Annotated in this window: 19 protein-coding genes; 7 read left to right on the plus strand and 12 right to left on the minus strand. The window is 51.3% G+C overall.

The window, feature by feature from the left end:
• Positions 1–7 precede the first annotated feature (7 nt).
• Together glcE and glcD are read right to left on the minus strand one after the other, a co-directional pair.
• Positions 8–1,060, minus strand: coding sequence for a glycolate oxidase subunit GlcE (gene glcE / locus ACJHXA_RS19540; protein ID WP_000943059.1), 1,053 nt, complete (start codon positions 1,058–1,060; stop codon positions 8–10).
• Complete coding sequence (gene glcD, locus ACJHXA_RS19545) at positions 1,060–2,559, minus strand: glycolate oxidase subunit GlcD (protein WP_000026117.1); 1,500 nt, start codon at positions 2,557–2,559, stop codon at positions 1,060–1,062. The genes glcE and glcD overlap by 1 nt, the downstream gene beginning before the upstream one ends.
• Positions 2,560–2,809: 250 nt before the next feature.
• Between glcD and glcC the strand changes: the two genes are divergently transcribed.
• Positions 2,810–3,574 carry a transcriptional regulator GlcC gene (gene glcC, locus ACJHXA_RS19550; RefSeq protein ID WP_001297764.1) on the plus strand — a complete coding sequence of 255 codons (765 nt, stop codon included), beginning with the start codon at positions 2,810–2,812 and terminating at the stop codon, positions 3,572–3,574.
• A 6-nt stretch (positions 3,575–3,580) separates the two neighbouring features.
• Here glcC and yghO read toward each other — a convergent pair whose 3' ends face one another.
• Positions 3,581–4,723 carry a protein YghO gene (yghO, locus tag ACJHXA_RS19555; protein ID WP_000388786.1) on the minus strand — a complete coding sequence of 381 codons (1,143 nt, stop codon included), beginning with the start codon at positions 4,721–4,723 and terminating at the stop codon, positions 3,581–3,583.
• A 370-nt stretch (positions 4,724–5,093) separates the two neighbouring features.
• Here yghO and ACJHXA_RS19560 point away from each other — a divergent pair, with 370 nt between their 5' ends.
• From ACJHXA_RS19560 to spt, 4 genes are read left to right on the plus strand one after another with little or no spacing between them, the layout of a single operon-like run.
• Entirely contained in the window at positions 5,094–6,815 is a 1,722-nt protein-coding gene (locus tag ACJHXA_RS19560) for a fatty acyl-AMP ligase (protein WP_001390306.1), read from the plus strand.
• Positions 6,812–7,726, plus strand: coding sequence for an NAD-dependent epimerase/dehydratase family protein (locus ACJHXA_RS19565; RefSeq protein WP_001077177.1), 915 nt, complete (start codon positions 6,812–6,814; stop codon positions 7,724–7,726). The genes ACJHXA_RS19560 and ACJHXA_RS19565 overlap by 4 nt, the downstream gene beginning before the upstream one ends.
• A 31-nt stretch (positions 7,727–7,757) precedes the next feature.
• Positions 7,758–8,006 carry an acyl carrier protein gene (locus ACJHXA_RS19570; protein WP_000248097.1) on the plus strand — a complete coding sequence of 83 codons (249 nt, stop codon included), beginning with the start codon at positions 7,758–7,760 and terminating at the stop codon, positions 8,004–8,006.
• Complete coding sequence (gene spt / locus ACJHXA_RS19575) at positions 8,006–9,178, plus strand: serine palmitoyltransferase (protein WP_000524972.1); 1,173 nt, start codon at positions 8,006–8,008, stop codon at positions 9,176–9,178. Before ACJHXA_RS19570 ends, spt begins: the two co-directional genes overlap by 1 nt.
• A 34-nt stretch (positions 9,179–9,212) precedes the next feature.
• Here the strand turns inward: spt and lptG are convergent, their stop codons facing one another.
• The 7 genes from lptG to ACJHXA_RS19610 are packed head-to-tail and all read right to left on the minus strand — an operon-like array spanning position 9,213 to position 15,684.
• A complete protein-coding gene (lptG, locus tag ACJHXA_RS19580) occupies positions 9,213–10,292 on the minus strand; it encodes an LPS export ABC transporter permease LptG (RefSeq protein WP_001298753.1) in 1,080 nt (359 codons plus the stop codon).
• Entirely contained in the window at positions 10,289–11,359 is a 1,071-nt protein-coding gene (lptF, locus tag ACJHXA_RS19585) for an LPS export ABC transporter permease LptF (RefSeq protein WP_000779644.1), read from the minus strand. Before lptF ends, lptG begins: the two co-directional genes overlap by 4 nt.
• A gap of 30 nt (positions 11,360–11,389) precedes the next feature.
• Positions 11,390–11,950, minus strand: a complete 561-nt coding sequence (locus ACJHXA_RS19590; RefSeq protein WP_001315848.1) for a YtfJ family protein — start codon at positions 11,948–11,950, stop codon at positions 11,390–11,392.
• A gap of 11 nt (positions 11,951–11,961) precedes the next feature.
• A complete protein-coding gene (locus ACJHXA_RS19595; RefSeq protein ID WP_000984977.1) occupies positions 11,962–12,786 on the minus strand; it encodes a hypothetical protein in 825 nt (274 codons plus the stop codon).
• The gene (locus ACJHXA_RS19600; RefSeq protein WP_000896880.1) at positions 12,786–14,135 is read right to left on the minus strand and encodes a lipopolysaccharide biosynthesis protein; all 1,350 of its coding nucleotides are present in this window, start codon (positions 14,133–14,135) and stop codon (positions 12,786–12,788) included. The genes ACJHXA_RS19595 and ACJHXA_RS19600 overlap by 1 nt, the downstream gene beginning before the upstream one ends.
• Before the next feature lie 45 nt (positions 14,136–14,180).
• Positions 14,181–14,939, minus strand: coding sequence for a hypothetical protein (locus ACJHXA_RS19605; protein WP_000339532.1), 759 nt, complete (start codon positions 14,937–14,939; stop codon positions 14,181–14,183).
• A gap of 31 nt (positions 14,940–14,970) precedes the next feature.
• Positions 14,971–15,684 (minus strand): dTMP kinase, encoded by a 714-nt coding sequence (locus ACJHXA_RS19610; RefSeq protein WP_001076237.1) that lies wholly within the window; start codon positions 15,682–15,684, stop codon positions 14,971–14,973.
• A 173-nt stretch (positions 15,685–15,857) separates the two neighbouring features.
• On the opposite strand from ACJHXA_RS19610, the gene ACJHXA_RS19615 reads away from it, so the two are divergent.
• On the plus strand, positions 15,858–16,550 hold the full coding sequence (locus ACJHXA_RS19615) for a dTMP kinase (protein WP_001190773.1): 693 nt from the start codon (positions 15,858–15,860) through the stop codon (positions 16,548–16,550).
• Positions 16,551–16,598: 48 nt separating this feature from the next.
• Here the strand turns inward: ACJHXA_RS19615 and pitB are convergent, their stop codons facing one another.
• Together pitB and gss are read right to left on the minus strand one after the other, a co-directional pair.
• The gene (pitB, locus tag ACJHXA_RS19620) at positions 16,599–18,098 is read right to left on the minus strand and encodes an inorganic phosphate transporter PitB (RefSeq protein WP_000933279.1); all 1,500 of its coding nucleotides are present in this window, start codon (positions 18,096–18,098) and stop codon (positions 16,599–16,601) included.
• Positions 18,099–18,389: 291 nt separating this feature from the next.
• On the minus strand, positions 18,390–20,249 hold the full coding sequence (gss, locus tag ACJHXA_RS19625; RefSeq protein WP_001297309.1) for a bifunctional glutathionylspermidine amidase/synthase: 1,860 nt from the start codon (positions 20,247–20,249) through the stop codon (positions 18,390–18,392).
• Between the two features lie 204 nt (positions 20,250–20,453).
• Between gss and yghU the strand changes: the two genes are divergently transcribed.
• Positions 20,454–21,320: a glutathione-dependent disulfide-bond oxidoreductase gene (gene yghU, locus ACJHXA_RS19630; protein ID WP_001298746.1), complete on the plus strand. Its 867-nt coding sequence runs from the start codon at positions 20,454–20,456 to the stop codon at positions 21,318–21,320.
• Positions 21,321–21,538 lie beyond the last annotated feature (218 nt).

Genomic DNA, 21,538 nt, shown 5'->3' on the forward strand with positions numbered 1-21,538 from the left:
CTGCTCCTCAAAGTTCCGCGTACATGCGACCGGGGTTAAACACGCCGCAAGGGTCGAGCTGCTGTTTAAGCTGCTGGTGATAGCGGAATAAAGGAGCCGATAGCGGGGCAAAGCCACCATCTCCGGCACTAAAGCGGGTCGCATGACCGCCAGCGTTGCGGGCGATGCGATGGATTTGATTGTCCTCGGCTGTCGATTTCAGCCAGCGTAACGCTCCGCCCCAGTCGATCAGTTGCTCGCCGGGTAAATCCATCATCGGCGCATCGCTGGGTAATGAAATGCGCCATAAGGTACCTGGTAACGAGAAGAACGGCAGTTGTTGTTCACGCAATTGCTGCCAGAACTGACCCGCAACCTCTTCGCCCCCCAGCAGTTCACGCGCCGCTTTTACCGATCCTTCGCCGCCCTCAAGGCGGATCCACAACGCATTGTCGAAGTAACATAAGCCACTAATGGGTAGCGGCTGGAGTTGCCACTGGGCGATTTCGTTCATGGCTTCTTGCAGGCTGATTTCCCGACGCAGGCTCAGGGAGGCGCGCGGTCGCGGTAACACTTTCATCGAGATTTCAGTGAGCACGCCAAGACAACCGTAGCTTCCGGCCATTAACCGTGAGAGATCGTATCCGGCAACGTTTTTCATCACTTCGCCACCAAAACGCAGATGTTTTCCAGCGCCGGTAATGATGCGCGTGCCGAGGACAAAATCGCGGACCGAACCGCTCCACGGGCGACGCGGCCCCGCCAGCCCGCAGGCGACCATCCCACCCCAGGTGGCTTCTTCACCATAATGCGGCGGCTCGCAGGGAAGCATTTGCCCGGCGCTCTCCAGCGCCGCTTCAATCGCCACCAGCGGCGTTCCGGCACGCGCGGTTATCACCAGCTCGGTCGGGTCGTAATTAACAATGCCGCGATGACAACGCACATCCAGCGTTTGCCCGGTGACAGGGCGACCTAAAAAGGCTTTGCTATTGCTGCCCTGAATCACCAGCGGCGTTTTATCGCTAATTGCCTGATTCACCTGCTCCAGCAGCGCCTGGCTGTAATCACACTCGCGTAGCATCAGAAACGCTCCAGTTCAGGGAAAGGTAAATGACCGTGATGCACATGCATGGCACCAAATTCAGCACAGCGGTGTAGCGTGGGAATGTTTTTCCCAGGGTTCAGCAAACCATCGGGGTCAAACGCCGCCTTGACCGCATGGAAGGTCGTGATTTCATCGCTGTTGAACTGGGCGCACATTTGATTGATTTTTTCTCGCCCGATGCCATGTTCCCCACTGATGCTGCCGCCAACTTCAACGCAGAGTTCGAGGATCTTCCCACCCAGCTCTTCCGCGCGGGCAAATTCACCGGGTTCGTTGGCATCGAAAAGGATTAACGGGTGCATGTTGCCATCTCCGGCATGAAAGACGTTGGCAACACGTAAATCATATTGCTGCGATAAACGGGCAATGCCTTCCAGTACGCCAGGCAGGGCGCGACGCGGGATGGTGCCATCCATGCAGTAGTAATCCGGGGAGATACGTCCTACCGCCGGGAACGCATTTTTGCGACCGGCCCAGAAACGTACGCGCTCTGCTTCGTCCTGTGCCAGACGGACGTCAGTCGCGCCCGCTTTCAACAAGATGTCGTTAACCCGCTCGCAGTCTTCCTGTACGTCAGACTCCACGCCGTCCAGCTCGCATAACAAAATTGCTTCGGCGTCGACGGGATAACCGGCATGAATAAAATCTTCCGCCGCGCGGATCGACAGGTTATCCATCATCTCCAGCCCGCCGGGGATAATGCCATTGGCGATGATGTCACCAACTGCAAGTCCGGCTTTTTCTACCGAGTCAAAGCTGGCTAACAGAACCCGCGCCACGGGCGGCTTCGGCAGCAGTTTTACCGTCACTTCGGTGGTCACGCCGAGCATACCTTCCGATCCGGTGAACAGCGCCAGCAGGTCAAAACCAGGTGAATCCAGCGCGTCCGATCCCAGCGTCAGCGCCTCGCCGTCCAGCGTTTGCACTTCAATTTTCAGCAGGTTATGTACGGTCAGACCATATTTCAGGCAGTGGACGCCGCCGGCATTTTCTGCCACGTTGCCGCCAATGGAACAGGCGATTTGTGAGGAAGGGTCCGGTGCGTAGTAGAGATTATGCGGTGCAACGGCCTGGGAGATCGCCAGGTTACGCACGCCTGGCTGCACGCGCGCGCGGCGACCAACGGGGTTAATGTCGAGGATCTCTTTAAAGCGCGCCATCACCAACAACACACCTTTTTCCAGCGGCAGCGCGCCACCAGAAAGCCCGGTGCCTGCACCACGGGTCACCACCGGTACACGCAGGCGATGGCAGACAGCAAGAATCGCTGTCACCTGTTCCATTTGCTTAGGCAGAACAACCAGTAATGGACGCGTGCGATACGCGCTCAACCCGTCACACTCGTAAGGAATGATCTCCTCATCGGTATGCAGGATCTCAAGTCCAGGGACATGCTCACGCAGTGCCATCAGTACCGATGTGCGGTCGACATCGGGTAAAGCGCCATCAAGACGCTCTTCGTACAAGATGCTCATGAGTAGGCTTCGCTTTGTTGTGTTGTGTGGCAGCTGATTTTTGCGCGCTGCTTCTGTGAACAGTTATTAAGCGGGCTTTTCGTTTTCGTCTATCTCTTTAGCTACCGGTCAGACCATTTTTTTTCCAGCTCTGTGACCTTGCCTTGGTTAACTCAATGTTAAATTGATGTAACATAATCACTTACGTGATGTGCGTGTTTTGCGAGTTAAGAACAGAAAAATTGGTCCTACCTGTGCACGAGGTCCGGGAATGAAAGATGAACGTCGCCCTATTTGCGAAGTGGTTGCAGAGAGTATCGAACGGTTAATTATCGACGGCGTACTGAAGGTCGGTCAGCCACTTCCCTCGGAACGTCGACTGTGTGAAAAGCTCGGCTTCTCACGCTCCGCACTGCGTGAAGGGCTGACCGTGCTGCGCGGGCGCGGGATTATTGAAACGGCGCAGGGTCGCGATTCTCGTGTCGCACGGCTTAATCGGGTGCAGGACACCAGCCCGCTGATCCATCTGTTCAGTACGCAGCCGCGAACGCTGTACGATCTGCTCGACGTTCGCGCATTACTGGAGGGCGAATCGGCAAGGCTGGCGGCAACGCTGGGAACGCAGGCTGATTTTGTTGTGATAACCCGCTGTTATGAAAAAATGCTCGCCGCCAGTGAGAACAACAAAGAGATTTCGCTGATCGAACATGCGCAGTTGGATCACGCTTTCCATCTCGCCATTTGTCAGGCTTCTCACAATCAGGTGCTGGTGTTTACGCTGCAATCATTGACCGATCTGATGTTTAATTCAGTGTTTGCCAGCGTAAATAATCTCTACCATCGACCACAGCAAAAAAAGCAGATCGATCGCCAGCATGCGAGGATCTACAACGCGGTGTTGCAGCGGCTGCCGCACGTCGCCCAGCGCGCAGCACGCGATCATGTGCGGACCGTGAAAAAGAATCTCCACGATATCGAGCTGGAAGGCCACCATTTGATTCGCTCGGCGGTGCCGCTGGAGATGAACCTGAGTTAGCTGGTATTAAATCTGCTTTTCATACAATCGGTAACGCTTGTACGGCTCCGCCCCAATGCGTTCCAGCATGTTATTCATGCCTGTATTGGTTTCGAGGATCCATGACATCTCCAGCGCATCGATCTTCCGGCGGGCAAACGGATCGCGTAAGGCTTCAATCAATAACAGCGCAATCACCGGGCCGATGCGGCTGAACTGATACTCGTCGCGCACGCCCATCAGCGGTACTCGCGCAGTTCGCACACCGCTGACTTTCAAACGCCACAGCAATTTTGCCCAGCCGAAGGGAAAGAGCGATCCGTTCAGATCGGCAATCGCCTCGTTGATGTTCGGCAAGCCGACAATAAACGCGCAGGGTGCAGAATCAATCTCAGCGATGTAGATCATATCGTCCGGCACCAGATATTTAAGTTGATCGCCCATGGTCGCGAATTCATGTTCGGTAAACGGCACAAATCCCCAGTTGTGCTGCCAGCCAGAGTTGAAAATCTCACGCAGGATCTGCATCTCTTCGGCAAACCGCTGACGATTGATGCAGCGAATGGTCACCTTTTTGCGCACCTGATCCATCAGTTTTTTTAGCGCCGGAGAGAAAGTGAGATCGGTTCGCTGCATCCACCACGCCAGTAAATCAATGCCTTTGTGATAACCCAGTTGTTCAATATGCGCGGCATACCACGGTTTGCCGTGTGGCATCATCGCACAGGGTGGTGTGTCAAAACCTTCAATCAGTAATCCGCTTTCCTGATTGATATTCAGGCTGAAAGGCCCGCTGATCTTACTTGCACCTTGTGACTTCAACCACGCTTCCGCTGCGCCAAACAACGCGGCAAAAACCTGCGGATCATCAATGGCGTCAATCATGCCGAAATGACCGGTATCTTCACCGTAACGCTCACGGTGCAAGGTATCTATTTGCGCGGTAATACGCCCAACTATCTGCCCCGCTTTTTTTGCCACCCACGCCTGCCAGATGATATGGTCCGTCCCCGGATTTTTCGCAGACAAATGCTCGTTGCGTTCTATGAATAAAGGGGGTATCCAGTTTGGATCGTCGGGATAAAGTGATGACGGAAAAGCGATAAATGCCTTAAGGTCATTTTTATTAATTACTTTTTCAATTTTAATCATCAGCAGATCGCATTCCATATCTCTGTGGATAACAAATAATTAACGGTGAAAAACAGGTTGCAACAGCAACGAACGACACCTTAATAATCAACCCAATGAATACAAACAAAGAATAAATAGTATTTATTAATGATTATGATAAGGTTAGAGACTACACAGAAGCGCCTCAATGCCTTTTGTCGATTTAAGGCGACCGGACAAGGCTTCTTCTTAATATATTCATAAATTAAATATCATTCACAATAAAAACAAAAAACTTAAACTCATTATTTAAATCAATGTTCATTTTCACACCGATGAAAATACTATCTCATTTATCTTTTATGCCTATATAATCCACCGCATTATTGTCATTTTATTTTTGATATCCAATTTTTTCGTGGTGTATATGTCTAATAAAATCTTTACGCATTCCCTACCTATGCGCTATGCCGATTTTCCAACGCTGGTTGATGCTTTGGACTACGCCGCTCTGAGTAGCGCCGGAATGAATTTTTATGACAGACGTTGCCAACTTGAAGATCAACTGGAATATCAGACGTTAAAAACGCGTGCCGAAGCTGGTGCGAAGCGGTTGTTATCGCTGAACCTGAAAAAAGGCGAACGCGTGGCGCTGATTGCCGAAACGAGTAGCGGGTTTGTAGAGGCTTTTTTTGCCTGTCAGTATGCTGGCTTAGTCGCCGTCCCGTTGGCGATTCCAATGGGCGTCGGTCAGCGGGATTCCTGGAGCGCCAAACTCCAGGGTTTACTGGCAAGTTGCCAGCCCGCAGCCATTATCACTGGTGATGAGTGGTTGCCACTGGTCAATGCCGCGACGCATAACAACCCCGAATTACATGTTTTAAGCCACGCCTGGTTTAAGGCATTACCGGAAGCCGATGTTGCGCTCCAGCGTCCAGTTCCGAACGATATCGCCTACCTCCAGTACACCTCCGGCAGCACCCGTTTTCCCCGTGGCGTCATTATCACCCATCGCGAAGTGATGGCTAATCTACGTGCTATAAGCCACGATGGCATTAAATTACGCCCTGGCGACCGCTGCGTCTCCTGGCTGCCTTTCTACCATGATATGGGACTGGTCGGCTTTCTCCTGACCCCCGTCGCCACGCAACTTTCAGTAGATTATTTGCGCACTCAGGATTTTGCCATGCGTCCTTTGCAATGGCTTAAATTGATCAGTAAAAATCGCGGCACCGTTTCCGTTGCGCCGCCGTTTGGCTATGAATTGTGCCAACGCCGCGTGAATGAAAAAGATCTCGCTGAACTGGATCTTTCCTGCTGGCGCGTCGCTGGTATTGGTGCTGAGCCGATCTCCGCAGAACAACTCCATCAATTCGCTGAATGTTTCCGTCAGGTTAACTTTGACGATAAAACGTTCATGCCGTGCTACGGACTGGCAGAAAATGCGCTGGCTGTCAGCTTCTCTGATGAAGGCTCTGGGGTTGTGGTTAACGAAGTGGATCGCGACATCCTAGAATATCAGGGCAAAGCCGTCGCGCCGGGTGCTGAAACACGCGCCGTATCGACTTTCGTCAACTGCGGCAAAGCGTTGCCGGAACATGGCATTGAAATCCGCAATGAAGCAGGTATGCCGGTCGCGGAACGTGTGGTAGGCCATATTTGCATCTCCGGCCCCAGCCTGATGAGCGGTTACTTTGGCGACCAGGTTTCGCAAGACGAGATTGCCGCGACGGGCTGGTTAGACACCGGCGACCTCGGTTATCTGCTGGACGGTTATCTGTATGTCACCGGACGTATTAAAGATCTGATTATTATTCGTGGCCGTAATATCTGGCCGCAGGATATTGAATATATTGCGGAACAAGAACCGGAAATTCATTCTGGCGATGCGATTGCTTTTGTTACCGCCCAGGAAAAAATCATTTTGCAGATCCAGTGTCGGATCAGCGACGAAGAACGTCGCGGGCAGCTTATCCACGCGCTGGCAGCACGGATCCAAAGCGAATTTGGCGTAACAGCGGCTATCGATCTGTTGCCGCCCCACAGTATTCCCCGAACATCCTCCGGCAAGCCTGCCCGTGCGGAAGCGAAAAAACGTTATCAGAAGGCTTATGCTGCAAGCCTTCATGTGCAGGAATCCCTGGCATGAATCAAACTGTCGCGGTGACGGGCGCTACCGGGTTTATCGGTAAATATATTATCGATAACCTGCTCGCCCGCGGCTTTCACGTTCGCGCATTGACGCGTACTGCCCGCGCTCACGTCAATGATAATCTCACCTGGGTGCGCGGTTCGCTGGAAGATACTCATTCACTTAGCAAGCTGGTTGCCGGAGCCAGCGCAGTGGTCCATTGCGCCGGGCAAGTGCGCGGGCACAAAGAAGAGATTTTCACCCGCTGTAACGTTGACGGCAGCCTGCGCCTGATGCAAGCAGCAAAAGAGAGCTGCTTTTGCCAACGTTTTCTGTTTATCTCTTCGCTGGCGGCGCGCCATCCCGAGCTCTCCTGGTACGCAAATTCCAAACACATCGCCGAACAACGGCTGACTGCAATGGCTGACGAAATTACGCTGGGCGTTTTTCGCCCGACAGCCGTGTATGGTCCCGGCGATAAAGAGTTAAAACCGCTGTTTGACTGGATGCTGCGCGGCCTGCTGCCACGACTTGGTGCACCAGATACACAGCTCTCTTTCCTGCACGTCACCGATTTTGCGCAAGCAGTGGGTCAGTGGTTAAGCGCCGAAACTGTACAGACGCAAACCTATGAATTATGCGATGGCGTCGCTGGCGGCTATGACTGGCAACGCATACAGCAACTTGCCGCCAACGTCCGTTGCGGTTCCGTGCGAATGGTTGGTATTCCTCTGCCGGTACTCACCTGCCTTGCGGATATCAGTACCGCGTTGAGTCGCCTGGCAGGTAAAGAACCTATGCTGACCCGCTCGAAAATTCGTGAATTAACCCACGCCGACTGGTCGGCAAGTAATAACCGTATTTCTGAAGATATTAATTGGTTTCCCGGGATTAGCCTGGAACACGCATTACGCAACGGGCTATTTTGATTGTCTTGTTTAAAGGTGTGTTAACGTTTCTATGGTAAATCGTGAAATAGTAATGGATTACATCCTTTCCTGTTTACAGGATTTGGTCGAAAACGGTGTGGAAATTAAGCCCGACAGCGATCTCGTCAACGATCTTGGCCTGGAGTCGATCAAAGTGATGGATCTCTTAATGATGCTGGAAGACAGATTCGATATTTCCATTCCTATTAATATTCTGCTGGATGTCAAAACCCCTGCGCAATTAATGGAAACTCTACTTCCATGGCTGGAGAATAAATAATGGGGCTATACGATAAATATGCGCGCCTTGCTGGCGAGCGACTGCAATTTAGTGACAACGGGTTAACACCGTTTGGCACCTGTATTGATGAAGTGTATTCCGCCACCGAAGGCCGGATCGGCAATAAAAAAGTGATTCTGGCCGGGACCAATAATTATCTCGGTTTAACCTTTAATCATGATGCCATCAGCGAAGGTCAGGCCGCGTTAGCGGCCCAAGGTACCGGCACCACCGGTTCTCGTATGGCAAACGGCAGTTATGCGCCGCACCTGGCGTTAGAGAAAGAGATTGCCGAGTTTTTCAATCGCCCTACCGCTATCGTTTTTTCAACCGGTTATACCGCTAATTTAGGCGTCATCAGCGCACTTGCCGACCATAACGCCGTGGTGTTACTGGATGCCGACAGCCACGCCAGTATTTATGACGCCTGTTCTCTCGGTGGCGCGGAAATTATTCGTTTCCGCCATAACGATGCTAAAGATCTGGAACGGCGCATGGTTCGCCTCGGTGAACGGGCGAAAGAGGCGATTATCATCGTTGAGGGCATCTACAGCATGCTCGGTGACGTTGCGCCGCTGGCGGAAATTGTTGATATCAAACGTCGTCTCGGTGGTTATTTGATTGTCGATGAAGCGCATTCGTTTGGCGTGTTAGGCGCAACGGGGCGCGGACTGGCTGAAGCTGTCGGCGTTGAAGATGATGTGGATATTATCGTTGGTACTTTCAGTAAAAGTCTGGCCTCGATTGGCGGTTTTGCTGTCGGTTCGGAAGCGATGGAAGTGCTGCGCTACGGCAGCCGCCCGTATATTTTTACCGCCTCTCCTTCTCCGTCCTGCATTGCGACCGTGCGCTCGTCGTTAAGAACTATTGCCACACAACCAGAGCTGCGGCAAAAGCTGATGGATAACGCCAACCATCTGTATGACGGTCTGCAAAAACTGGGTTATGAGTTAAGTTCACATATTAGCCCGGTAGTGCCAGTAATAATCGGTTCGAAAGAGGAAGGTTTACGCATCTGGCGCGAGCTTATCTCGCTGGGCGTGTATGTGAATCTTATCCTGCCGCCTGCCGCGCCTGCAGGCATCACGCTGCTGCGCTGTAGCGTAAATGCTGCCCACAGTCGTGAGCAAATCGATGCCATCATTCAGGCATTTGCTACTCTGAAGCAGTAATGTGAGCCCGCCGTGGTGTTGCGCCACGGCGGGTTTAATGTTGCCTATCAAATAGATACACCAGAATCAACGCCGCCAGCACAAATGCCATAGGTAAACCGAGTGCAGCAACGGGCGCACTCAGCGCAAATAATAATCCCAGATTGACCATTATTTGGTAGCTTATCCAGGTAAGTAAGCCAACGATGACGCCTACAGCAAGACGGCTGCCCATCCCCGGCGAGCGCGGGGCGCTAAAGGTAAAAGGCACTGCCAGCAAAATCATCGCCAGGGTTAAAATGGGATGCCCCAGCTTTTCCCACAATGCCAGGCGATACTCACTGCTCGGTTGTCCGGTTTCCTGCAAGTAATTGATGTAATGGTTGAGCTGACGAACGGAAAAGCTATTGCCCGGCATCGACAGTTCTTCAAGATTCATACTGGTGAATGTCGATTGCCAGGCAAGATTATCTAATATTTCCAGCGTTTCTTTGCCATTCAGCCATTTTTTATGATTCACACCATGCAGAATCCACGTTTTGTCGTCTTCAATGGTGGCACTGCGTGCATAAATGTAGGATTCGAGCGAGAGATCGTCGCGATAATGAAATATCTCCACGCCCACAGGCTGGCCCTGTTCATTCAGCGATTTCACCGTCACAAATTCATTACCGCGCCTGGCCCACAGCATATTGCCGGTAATATCATCGTCCTCCCCCAACGCGGTGGCGGTCGATTTGATTTGCAACGCCTGTTGCTGCAATGGCGACGCCACCCACTCATCTATCGCGCCTAACGAAACAGTCCACAATATCCCGGCAACCAGCGCCACCAGTGCAATACGGAAGATAGAAAACCCCGTGCTGCGAATGGCGGTAAGCTCACTGTTTTTCGATAACTGCCCCAGTCCAACAATACCACCCAATAACGCGATAAACGGCGAAAGTTCGACCAGTGTGCGCGGTAAGGTCATTAGCACCACCAGCACCGCCTGAGTCCAGCGATAACCGCCCGGGCTGACATCATCCAGTTCGTTAATCAGGTTGAAGGTGGTAAAAAGCGGCAGCAATAGCCCTGCGGCGGCGGCAAAACCGAGAAAGAGATGACGGATTAAATAGCGACTGAAAACATTCATCGGGAAAATTTCTGCAGCAAAGAGAAGTCGCGTGCGACCAGCATCAGCAGGCCCATTAGCATGAGTCCGGGTACTAACCACAAACCAGGAATGAGGGGAATCGCGCCGTTAGCCACCAGCGTACGGCAGACGTCGCCGCCATAAAAAATGGCAATAAACAGCAACGTCAGTGGCAATAACGTTGAAAATCGCCCTTGCCGCGGTTTTACCCGACTTAATGAAATGGCCAGCAGCGCCATCAACAATGCGGTCAGGCCACGGCTTTGTCGCCATTGCAGTTCGGCATGATCGGCAGGAAAGGCGGAGCGCGCCAGCTCCGTGACCGATTTTGCTTTGCGTTTGACGTTAGGGCTTTGATCCAGCGGATTCAGATGTAATTGCAGATTACGGTAGATCTGTTCGTTGTCGTCACGCCCCTGATGATCGAGAAGATAGGCAGTGCCGTTGTGCAACATAACGGTCGGTTTCTCGGGTGATGGGTCAACCACATCAACCGAACGGGCGCGGAAAATACGGGTTCGATTGGCAGTAGAAGTATAAATCAGCGCGTCAGTCAGGCGATTATTATCCTGATCAACCGTCTGCGAAAGGATCATTCGTCCGTTATCGTTAGTGTTAAATTTCTTTGCCCGCAACTGGCGAACATCCAGCTCCGACTGCGACTGCTGCTCCAGTTGATAAATCTGCGCATAAGCCCACGGACGACCATACATCGACAGAAGGGTGACAAAAATACTTAGCGGTATCGCCAGATAAAGAACGGCTTTGTACAAGCGTCCCGGACTGCCCCCCGCCGCAGAGATAGCGGTAATTTCCGAGTCGGTATACATCTGCCCTAGCGTCACGCCAACTGACACATACAGACCAACAGGTAACAACATCTCCAGTGCAATCAGTACTTTGTAGAAAACGATATCCAGCACAACATCAAGAGCTAATGTCCCATTTGCCGCTTCGGTCAGATAACGCTGTGCGGAGTAGCTGGCGAAAATAAAGATCAGAAAACCGACGATAATCAGCACCAGACGGCGCGTACCACGCATGATGTAGTGTTCAACCAGCTTCATCTAACTAACGCCCTCAATCCTTTGAGTTTTTTATTCATTGATCAGTTTCTGCGCCAACGCAATGACATGATCTACCTCTTCCGGCGTCAGGCTGCCGTCCTTTGCCCACTGAATTTGCCCGGCTTTATTCAGCACCAGAATGGTTGAACTCTGCTCCGGCAAGCGCCAGGCAACGCGTCCCTGTCCATTGCCGTCAATAACGAATTGCGCCCACGGATAGCGGCGTTTATTTTTTTCGATTTTGCCAACGACAAAATAGCCGGTACCAAAGATGGCATCATCGGTGTTCACAATGGTGGTGGGCTGAAAACGATCCTGCGGAAAGTTTGCCGCTTCAACCGCTTTAATTAACAGTGAGTTCTTTTTCTTCGCCGACTTACGCCCGGCGATATACTGAATAATGCGGACTTTTCCCGCTAATTGTGTGCTTTTCCACTTTTGGTAGTGAATTTCGTCGTCGCTATTCAGAAGCAGCTCGCCGCCTTCCTGGATATAAACAGGGGTAACCGTTTTGCCAGTGACGAAATTGTGTGCCTGCACACCCGGGGCTAAGAGCATGATAATCAACGCAATAATCAAACGAGATGACATCATTGCTCCGGCTATAGCGGAAAACGCGAAATCAGCAGCTCTAAGCGCTGACGAATATCGCTATCCAGCGCCAACGGTGCATCATACGACTGGCGGTTTTCCATATCATCCGCCACCATGTCGTCGTGTTTATCTCCCATCAGGCCATTAATGGCGGCGAGGAAACGGGAAATCTGTAACGCCTCTTTATTTTCAGGATCAAGCGATCTTAAGGTGTCGTAATAAGAAACCTGTTGGCTGATGATTTTTCGCACATCATGAAATTCCCTGCCGGTTAGTCGCGGTTTGGCAATAATCTCTTTCAGGGTATGCATTTGCTTTTGCCGATAGGCAATAAAACTGCTTACGCTTTCTAACTGGCTATGGCGTAATGAATAGTTCACCAACGACCAGACCGGAGAGCTTAAATAAATCCGTAACAGGTTGCCGTAATACGACACAATATTTTTCTTACCGTTACGAAAGCCGTCCTGAAAACGCCCCAGAAAAACGGTCGTTTTGCCGAATAAAAATCCGGCCTGATGCTTCTTTAAATACAGCCGTTGCGCAAAACGCAGGTGCTTGTAGCGCGCTCGCATGTATTTAAATTGTTTGCGCTCATCAGCAGTCAGCTCATCGCCTTTGGCTTGTTTGCGAACTAAACGCAGTAATTCCTGACGATCAACGCCATTGAGCCAGAATTGCAGGCATAACGCGTAATTATCATGAATGATTTCGGTGGTACAACTTAGTGCAATAGTCGGCGGCAAACTAACCTGTGCATCAACGACATCATCTTCTTCAATCGCAACAAATAGACGCTCGCTCGCCTCAAGCGGGAAATATTTTCTCATCATCAGGATTTCTCTCCGGCTGCGTTATAAAGCAAGGAATGGCGCTGAAAAAATGCCTTTAAGGTTGGAATTAACGAGAGCGCCACGTCCAGACATTGCCCACCGAAGTAAGCAAACGCTGCTCCCAGCACACCAAACAGATGACAGAACATGAACAGCAATACGATGTAGCCGATTGAGGCGATGGTTTGCGCCACGAGAAAAGCGCGCTGTTTTCCCGCCATCAATAGCAATGACTCCTGAGGGAAGCCCAGCATCGAAATCACAATTGCGCCCAGCATCACCTGAATCAGGTCATACGCTTCGAGATACTTAACGCCAAACACCAGCGAAATGAGCGGCTTGCCGACGATAAACACCGCGAGCGCCACCAGAATACCGATTCCGCCCGCCAGTAAACCGGACTTCACACCTAACAACCACGGTCTGGTGGTGCGCGGATCTAAACGCATCACCTCTGGGTAAAAACTTTTACCCAGCAAACCCGCTGGCGTTCCGGCGGCGTCGAAGAATGTCATGGCGATTTTAAATAACCCGGCGGCAGCGGGTCCTAACACGATCCCCACCAGCACTGTGCTGCACGAGTTACGCGCCGACCAGATGGAGTGGGCAATGTTGGTTGACCAGACAAAACTCCACGCGCCTTTGATGTGTCGGGCAGACTCAAACAGATTCAATTTGAAGGCATTATGGATATTTCTGCGGCGTAATTCGCGCGCTGCAAACCACCAGTACATGGTGCCGCCAACCAGATTCGACACGTACCAGGCAATAACAAAACCCGCAAAACCAAAGTCAAAATACCAGGCTACGACGCTCCCCGCTGCGCGCAGAAAAGGTTTCGTCGCCTGCTGTACAGCAATTAAATCGAAGCGATCTACCGCACGCAGAATGCCGGTCGGCGTGGAGGAAGCCATTGAAGGAATGAGCGTGCAATACAGCGCCGCCAGCCAAAAGCTTTGGTCATCCAGACCTAATGAATGGGAAAGGAATGGCAGTAAGGCAATGCCGCCGACAATCGCCACCGCGCCGCTGACGATATCCAGCGAGAAGGAAAATGAGACGACATTGCGAAATTGCTGCGGATTATTGTTGGTCAAGGCTGGCGTTCCGTACTGAACCACCAGTTGCCATGTCTGAAACTTAATAAAATCGCTGATCGACTTGGCGTACGATTGCACAATCACCAGTACGCCAAACATGGCGGGCGTCATCCCTTTACCGGCACACGAGAGCGCCAACAGACCCAGCAAGGCGCTCACGACATTACTGGAGCCTAACCAGGCGCTATTGCGAATAATGGTGCGAAACGCGCCATCTGCAAACCAATGTTTGATGTTAAAACCCGCCAATTCAGCCTGACCTTATCGTTGATAGTAAAAAGTATCCCGCCAGCCTTAAGTTAAACTTCGGCGGTCAGAAACGATGGCAACCAGAGAAACCGCCTTCTGTGCCTGTTCCAGCACTTCGCTGTAGGGCGCTCTGGAATCAATCTCAAGAATTTTTGTGCCGTTATAGCCAATCGTCGACATGACGCCGATTTTGTCCTGCAGCTCGGCATAGTCATGGTCAGGCTTGCGGGAGATGGCAGTCTCAATATCAATGCCCAGGCGAATAATTAATTCCGGGCGATATTGCGCCATTTGTTGGTATAAACGCCGTTCGCGCTGCGCCAGAAACATGCTGATTTTCCCGGTCGCACGTTCGACGCCAATCCCCGGTCCATCATAATAAAAGCCCGAAATTTCAGCCTGCGGGAAGCGATCGCTGACCACCAGAACGCCACTTTGCGCCAGTCGCTGAACCTTGCGTAGATTCGCCATTCTTCGCAGCGAGAAGCAGTACATAATCACCGCCGCCCATAGCGCCGGAGATTTGGTTTTCATGCTTTGGGTTTTCGAGGATTTGGCCGCCAGTCGCCGTTCCAGCCAGACGCCAACCAACGGCAATCGTTTGATTTTGTCGCCGTCTTCGCCGGAGAGCAGCCCCAGATAGCGCCGCTCGGTTTGCCAGTGTTGTTGCAGCGATTTCACCAGGTCGGTGGTCAGTGTGGATTTACCGGTGCCATCACACCCGACCACCGCAATCAGCCCCGGAATGTAGTTGGGCTGCGGCGCGGTTGTACTATTAACAGTTTGAGTTTGTAGTGCATCCATTCGTTAAATCATCCCCTATCCATTTTGGTGATCAGGAAAGCGCGGCGTGAATTGCGCGTAGTGACGCTTGCAGAATTTCATCGGCGGGGTGTCGCCCATCCAGTTCAAGGATCTTTGCGCCATTGAATGTCAGTTGCGGCGTAACGGCGATTTTTTCCTGTAACGCTGCCAGTTGGTGGTCAGGTTTACGCGCAAACGCGGTTTGTTCATCAATGCCAAGACGAATCAACAATACGGGCAAATAAGATGCCATCCATTGGTACAGCTTCAGCTCGCGCTGCCTTAACATTTTTATCCAACCGTTACCGCCCGTGGTTTTTGCCAATTGCGGGCCATCAAAGCGAAAACCCGGCACTTCAACCTGCGGGTAGCGGTCGGTGATGAGCAGAAAGCCTTGCTGGCTTTTACACAACATTTTGCGAAACTTGTACGCCCGCCAGCAGGAAAGCAGATAGATAACCAGCGCAGTAATATTGCCAGGCGGTGTTGAGGGTTTTTCGTGCACATGTGCCGCTTTACTTCGCAGATAACGCCCACAAGGTGCGCCAATAACAGGGAGCTGTGAAATCCATTCGCCAATTCGCCCGGACGATTGCCCGAGATAAATGTGTTCTGTTGGCATTCTTGCTGCCAGTTCATTTACCAGGCTTGCCGTGAGGGTCGATTTACCTGAACCATCACATCCTACAATGGCAATAACACGCACTGGCGTGGAATTAATTATTGACATATTACGTTGATTCACGAAAAACCCGGCAGTAAATAATGTATTGAATATTACGTGGTCCGTGCTCAGAATATCCGTTCAACCTTATTGTGACAATGGTTAATTGTGACATTGACCTGAATTACGCTTTCATAAAAACATATTAACCAAATAAATATTTTGGATGGATATTTAAATTTAAGGATATATTCATGCAGTCAATAACACCTCCATTAATTGCCGTTATTGGTAGCGATGGTTCAGGCAAGTCAACGGTGTGTGAACATCTCATTACCGTTGTCGAAAAATATGGTGCTGCCGAAAGAGTTCATTTAGGAAAACAAGCCGGAAATGTCGGTCGTGCAGTGACAAAATTACCGTTGATGGGAAAATCCTTACATAAAACAATTGAACGAAATCAGGTGAAAACAGCAAAAAAATTGCCAGGACCAGTTCCGGCGCTGGTAATTACAGCGTTTGTCGCCCGTCGCTTACTGCGCTTTCGTCATATGCTTGCCTGTCGTCGTCGCGGGTTAATTGTTCTAACCGACCGTTATCCTCAGGACCAAATTCCTGGCGCTTACGATGGTACGGTGTTCCCACCTAACGTTGAAGGTGGTCGTTTTGTCTCATGGCTGGCAAGCCAGGAACGTAAAGCGTTTCACTGGATGGCGAGCCATAAGCCTGATCTGGTCATCAAACTCAATGTCGATCTAGACGTGGCCTGCGCGCGTAAGCCTGACCACAAAAGGGAATCGCTGGCAAGAAAGATAGCCATAACGCCACAGTTAACCTTTGGTGGTGCACAACTGGTTGATATCGATGCCAATCAGCCACTGGAACAGGTGTTGGTTGATGCAGAAAAAGCGATTACGGATTTTATGACCGCGCGTGGTTATCACTAGTCAAAAATGGAAATGCCCGATCGCCAGGACCGGGCATTTTCAGGAAGGTTAAATCAACTGCAATGCTATCCAGTACAGCCCACCAGAAAGAAAAATTGCCGCCGGTAAAGTAAACACCCATGCCATCAGGATGCTGGTTACCGTTTTACGCTGTAACCCACCGCCGTCCACCACCATCGTCCCTGCTACGGCAGATGAGAGTACGTGTGTTGTAGAGACGGGCATCCCAATATAACTGGCAAGGCCGATAGACACTGCCGCCGTCATTTGTGCCGCCATGCCTTGCGCATACGTCATGCCGCGCTTACCAATCTTCTCACCGATGGTCATTGCTACACGACGCCAGCCAATCATGGTGCCAATGCCGAGCGCCAGTGCTACCGCCATGATGATCCACACCGGAGCGTACTCAATGGTGCTTAACATATCGCTGCGCAGTTTTTTCAGCAGGTTCTGGTCTTCTTTACTGACGCCTGGCAGTTTCGCCAGCTTCGCGGAGGTATCTGAGATGCACAGCATAATGCGGCGCAGCTGGCTGCGCTGACTCACGCTTAACGGCTCGTAACTTTCCATATTGCCTGGCAGCATCGTTTTAACGCGCGCAATCGCATCAAAGGTATTTGCCGGATGACAGTGAAACTCTGTTACTTGCGCGCCATCAGTCGATGCCGCAGGCAATGGAGGTTCCATCGCAATCAACTTCTGCGGCAGTTCAGGATGCTGTTGCAGATAGTGTTCGAAGTTGGAGACGGCATCGCGAGTACGGGTAATTTCATAGCCGGATGCGTTCATATTGACGACGAAGCCAGCAGGGGCAATCCCCACCAGTACCAGCATCACCAGGCCGATCCCTTTCTGCCCGTCGTTCGCGCCGTGCGAAAACGCCACGCCCGCAGCGGAAACAATCAGCGCAATACGCGTCCAGAATGGCGGTTTACGTTTGCCTTTTTTCTTTTTGCGATCTTCCGGAATGCGGTGAATACGATCACGCTTTTTCGTCCCGCTCCAGTAGCGTCGCAGCAGGAATATCAGGCCTCCCGCAATGACCAGGCCGACGATAGGGGAAACAATCAGCGAGGAGAAAATTTTGGTCACTTCACGCAGGTTTAACGCATCCATCACCGATGAGCCGGTTAACAGCGCGTTGGTTAAACCGATGCCGATAATCGCACCAATCAAGGTGTGCGAACTGGAGGCCGGTAAACCGAAGAACCACGTCCCCAGGTTCCATATAATCGCCGCCAGCAGCATGGAAAAGACCATCGCCAGACCGTGGGTTGACCCCATATTCAGCAACAAATCGGTTGGTAACATATGGACAATGGCATAGGCAACGCTAAGTCCGCCCAATAACACGCCAAAAAAGTTAAAAAATGCCGCCATCACCACAGCAAGTTGTGGTTGCATGGCACGAGTATAAATAACGGTTGCCACCGCATTCGCCGTGTCATGAAAACCATTGATTGCTTCGTAGAACAACACAAATGCCAGAGCAAGCAATAACAAAAGCCCTGTGTATATATCAAGGCCAACAAATAAATTTAGCATATATTAGATTACGCCATTTTGAATTTACGAACGGACGCATTATCAGTGACTTTAACGGCATGGGCAAAGTGAAATATCATTTTTTAACGATAAAAAGAGTGTTATTTCTTGTGTATCAGACAATAAGCATTCATTCAAAACCTTTAGAAATAATCAAAACACAGGTATTCCACTGGTTAATATATTCACATATGAAATGAATAAATATTGGAATATATAAATATTGAATATTTTGATTAATCCCCGTACTGATTATTCTTCATAATCAGTACGGGGTTGCTACAACATGTATTACTTTTTCACCACAATTAACGGTTCAATATCACTCTCTTTTTTGATGACCAGTGATTCATCACCGCGCAAACACGTCCCACCGTAGTTGCCGCCAACGGTGAAGGTACATACCTGAATGTATTTACCGTCCACTTTCGGCAAACACCACAGTTGCTGATAGATGTTTTTCTGCTCGGCAAATTTACCGCTGGTTTTGTCCAGCACCTCTTCATGATGGCTGACGAGGTCGATATTGCTGCCACAGCGACCGGCGATCGGTTTCACTGCGTAACCTGTTTTCACCAGTTCATCATTAACAGTGAAATCGGTATCCAGCAGGTAACGATGGTGCGGGAACAGCGACCAGAGGATCGGCAGAATCGCTTTGTTGCCGGGGATCACCGTCCACAGCGGCTCAAAGACCAGCACTTCCGGGCGCAGCAATACGTCGATAAGACGCACTTCGTTTTGCGGATGACCGGTACGGATTGGCACCGCAGCAAACTCACGGTCGCTAACTTCACGAATCTGATCAAACGCGGTTTCCCACGCCCAGGTTTTCCACACGCAGTTAACCAGCCGTCCTTCCCCATCAATCAGTTGCCCGGCAGCATCCCAGCCCAGTTCATCCAGCCCGCGCAAGATACGCGTTTCAAAGCCCGCCTGGTGCAGCGCCTGCTCCATAAACTGCGCGTGATAGTTTTCCTCGATATCTTTGTCCTGCATGATATGGACAAACGGACGTGCACGACTGTGTTTCCAGGCACCAGCCAGTTCGTTAATCAGCCCTTCCGCCGGATTGAAGCCGTTGCCTTTATAGCCCTGCTCCGCCCAACGTTCGAGGATCAAGCCCGCTTCGGTATGACATGAGGCAGAGTCGGCGTTGTATTCGTAAACCTTCAGGCCACGCTCATCCATGCAGAAATCCATACGACCAGTGATCATATGGTGACGGCGACGCTGCCAGGAGAGACGCAAACGTGGCCAGAGGATTTTCGGGATGTCGAACAGCGCCAGCAGGTTGTCATCTTTCAGCACCTTGTCGGTTGCGTGAAGATACATCAGGTGCAGCTCGTTGGTGGCTTTAATTAGCTCCTGCTCGGCACTCTCGGTAATGGTGTAGTAATGATAAGGATCCTGATTGATCACCTGACCGTTGGCCTGCACATAGGCGTTTTGCAGCGGATCTTTTTCATCCAGCCATTTACCGTCAAACTGGCCTTTGTTTTCCAGGCGCGCTCCGCTGATTTTCAGCAGCTCGCCTGCAATTTCCGGCTGCGGTAAGCTGTATTCAGTATCTTCCGTCTGGATCATCCAGCCCAGAATGGTGGTGTCATCAAAAGTGTCTTTCAGGGTATAGCAGCCGTTTTCGACCACCATCTCCAGCTCACGCGTCCACTGTTGCCCTTGCGGCAACGGGGAATGAATCACGTTCTGTTCCGCAATACGGACTTTGTTGCCATGCAATTGGGTAATGATGGCGACATGGCCAGTGTCTTTAAATTCACCGCCTTTATCCCAGATAAGAAGCGCACCCGCGACCGGCGCACGCGGCGAGCCGTTAGGAAATGCCTGCAATGGCAGGATGTTGTCATTAACCACTTCTCGCAGGAAGCGCAGCGAGAAAATCTCCCACGCCATACCCACGTCAGTAAAGACCACACCGTAATTCAGAAAGAGAAAACGGCGAGCAAATTCAACGCATTGCCACTTGTGGCCCATATATTCGTCGTCGATATAGCTACGGAATACGGCGTCATCTTCGTATTCCTGCGGATCGAGAGAACTGTAATCTGAAGAGTAGATTGCTACCCCACCTGGGGCGTAGCCCAATAATGTCCCGAACGGGGCATCCTGGCTGGTCGTTCCTTTGCTCATCACTTTACCTTTAACAATACAACCTAAGCAGTTGGCGTAATTGTTGTGCTCTGATTACCTGCTCAGCGACATTAACCGGACAGAGGTCAGACTAATCATACACCTCATCGCAGCGGCTGGCGCAAAGGGTTAAAAAATTCACATTCTGTACAGCAAGTGACCTGCTACACTGCTTCAACACTACCACTCAGAAGGCAACTCACTATGACAGACAATACTTATCAGCCCGCGAAAGTCTGGACGTGGGATAAATCCGCTGGCGGCGCGTTCGCCAATATCAATCGCCCGGTTTCTGGTCCGACGCATGAAAAAACGCTGCCCGTTGGCAAACACCCATTGCAACTTTATTCGCTGGGAACGCCGAACGGTCAGAAAGTAACGATTATGCTTGAGGAGCTGCTGGCGCTGGGCGTTACTGGTGCAGAGTACGACGCCTGGCTGATTCGTATTGGCGATGGCGATCAATTCTCCAGCGGCTTTGTCGAAGTGAACCCAAACTCGAAGATCCCGGCGCTGCGCGATCATACGCATAATCCGCCGATCCGCGTGTTTGAATCTGGTTCGATCCTGCTTTATCTGGCGGAGAAATTTGGCTACTTCCTGCCGCAGGATTTGGCAAAGCGTACTGAAACGATGAACTGGCTGTTCTGGTTACAGGGCGCGGCACCGTTCCTCGGCGGTGGTTTTGGTCACTTTTACCATTACGCGCCGATGAAAATTGAGTACGCCATCAACCGCTTTACCATGGAAGCCAAACGTCTGCTCGACGTGCTGGATAAGCAACTGGCGCAGCATAAGTTTATTGCGGGCGATGAGTACACCATTGCGGATATGGCGATTTGGCCGTGGTTTGGCAATGTGGTGTTAGGCGGCGTGTATGATGCCGCAGAGTTTCTTGATGCGGGCAGTTATAAGCATGTACAACGCTGGGCGAAAGAAGTAGGCGAACGTCCGGCGGTGAAACGTGGGCGTATTGTTAACCGCACCAACGGACCGCTGAATGAGCAGTTGCATGAGCGCCATGACGCCAGTGATTTCGAGACGAATACGGAAGATAAGCGTCAGGGGTAAGGGTTGGTGTTCGTCGCAGCAAGCCATCCAGGCCGGATAAGGCGTTCACGCCGCATCCGGCAATCGTGCACAATGCCTGATGCGACGCTGCCGCGTCTTATCAGGCCTTGTATTATCCCTCCAGTGCAGAGAAAATCGGCCAGTTTTCTCTGCCTGCAGTCCGCATGCCGTATCGGGCCTTGGGTTCTAACCTGTTGCGTAGATTTATGCAGCGGACT

The sequence above is a fragment of the Escherichia sp. WS33 genome (assembly GCF_046486385.1).
Classification (GTDB): domain Bacteria; phylum Pseudomonadota; class Gammaproteobacteria; order Enterobacterales; family Enterobacteriaceae; genus ECMA0423.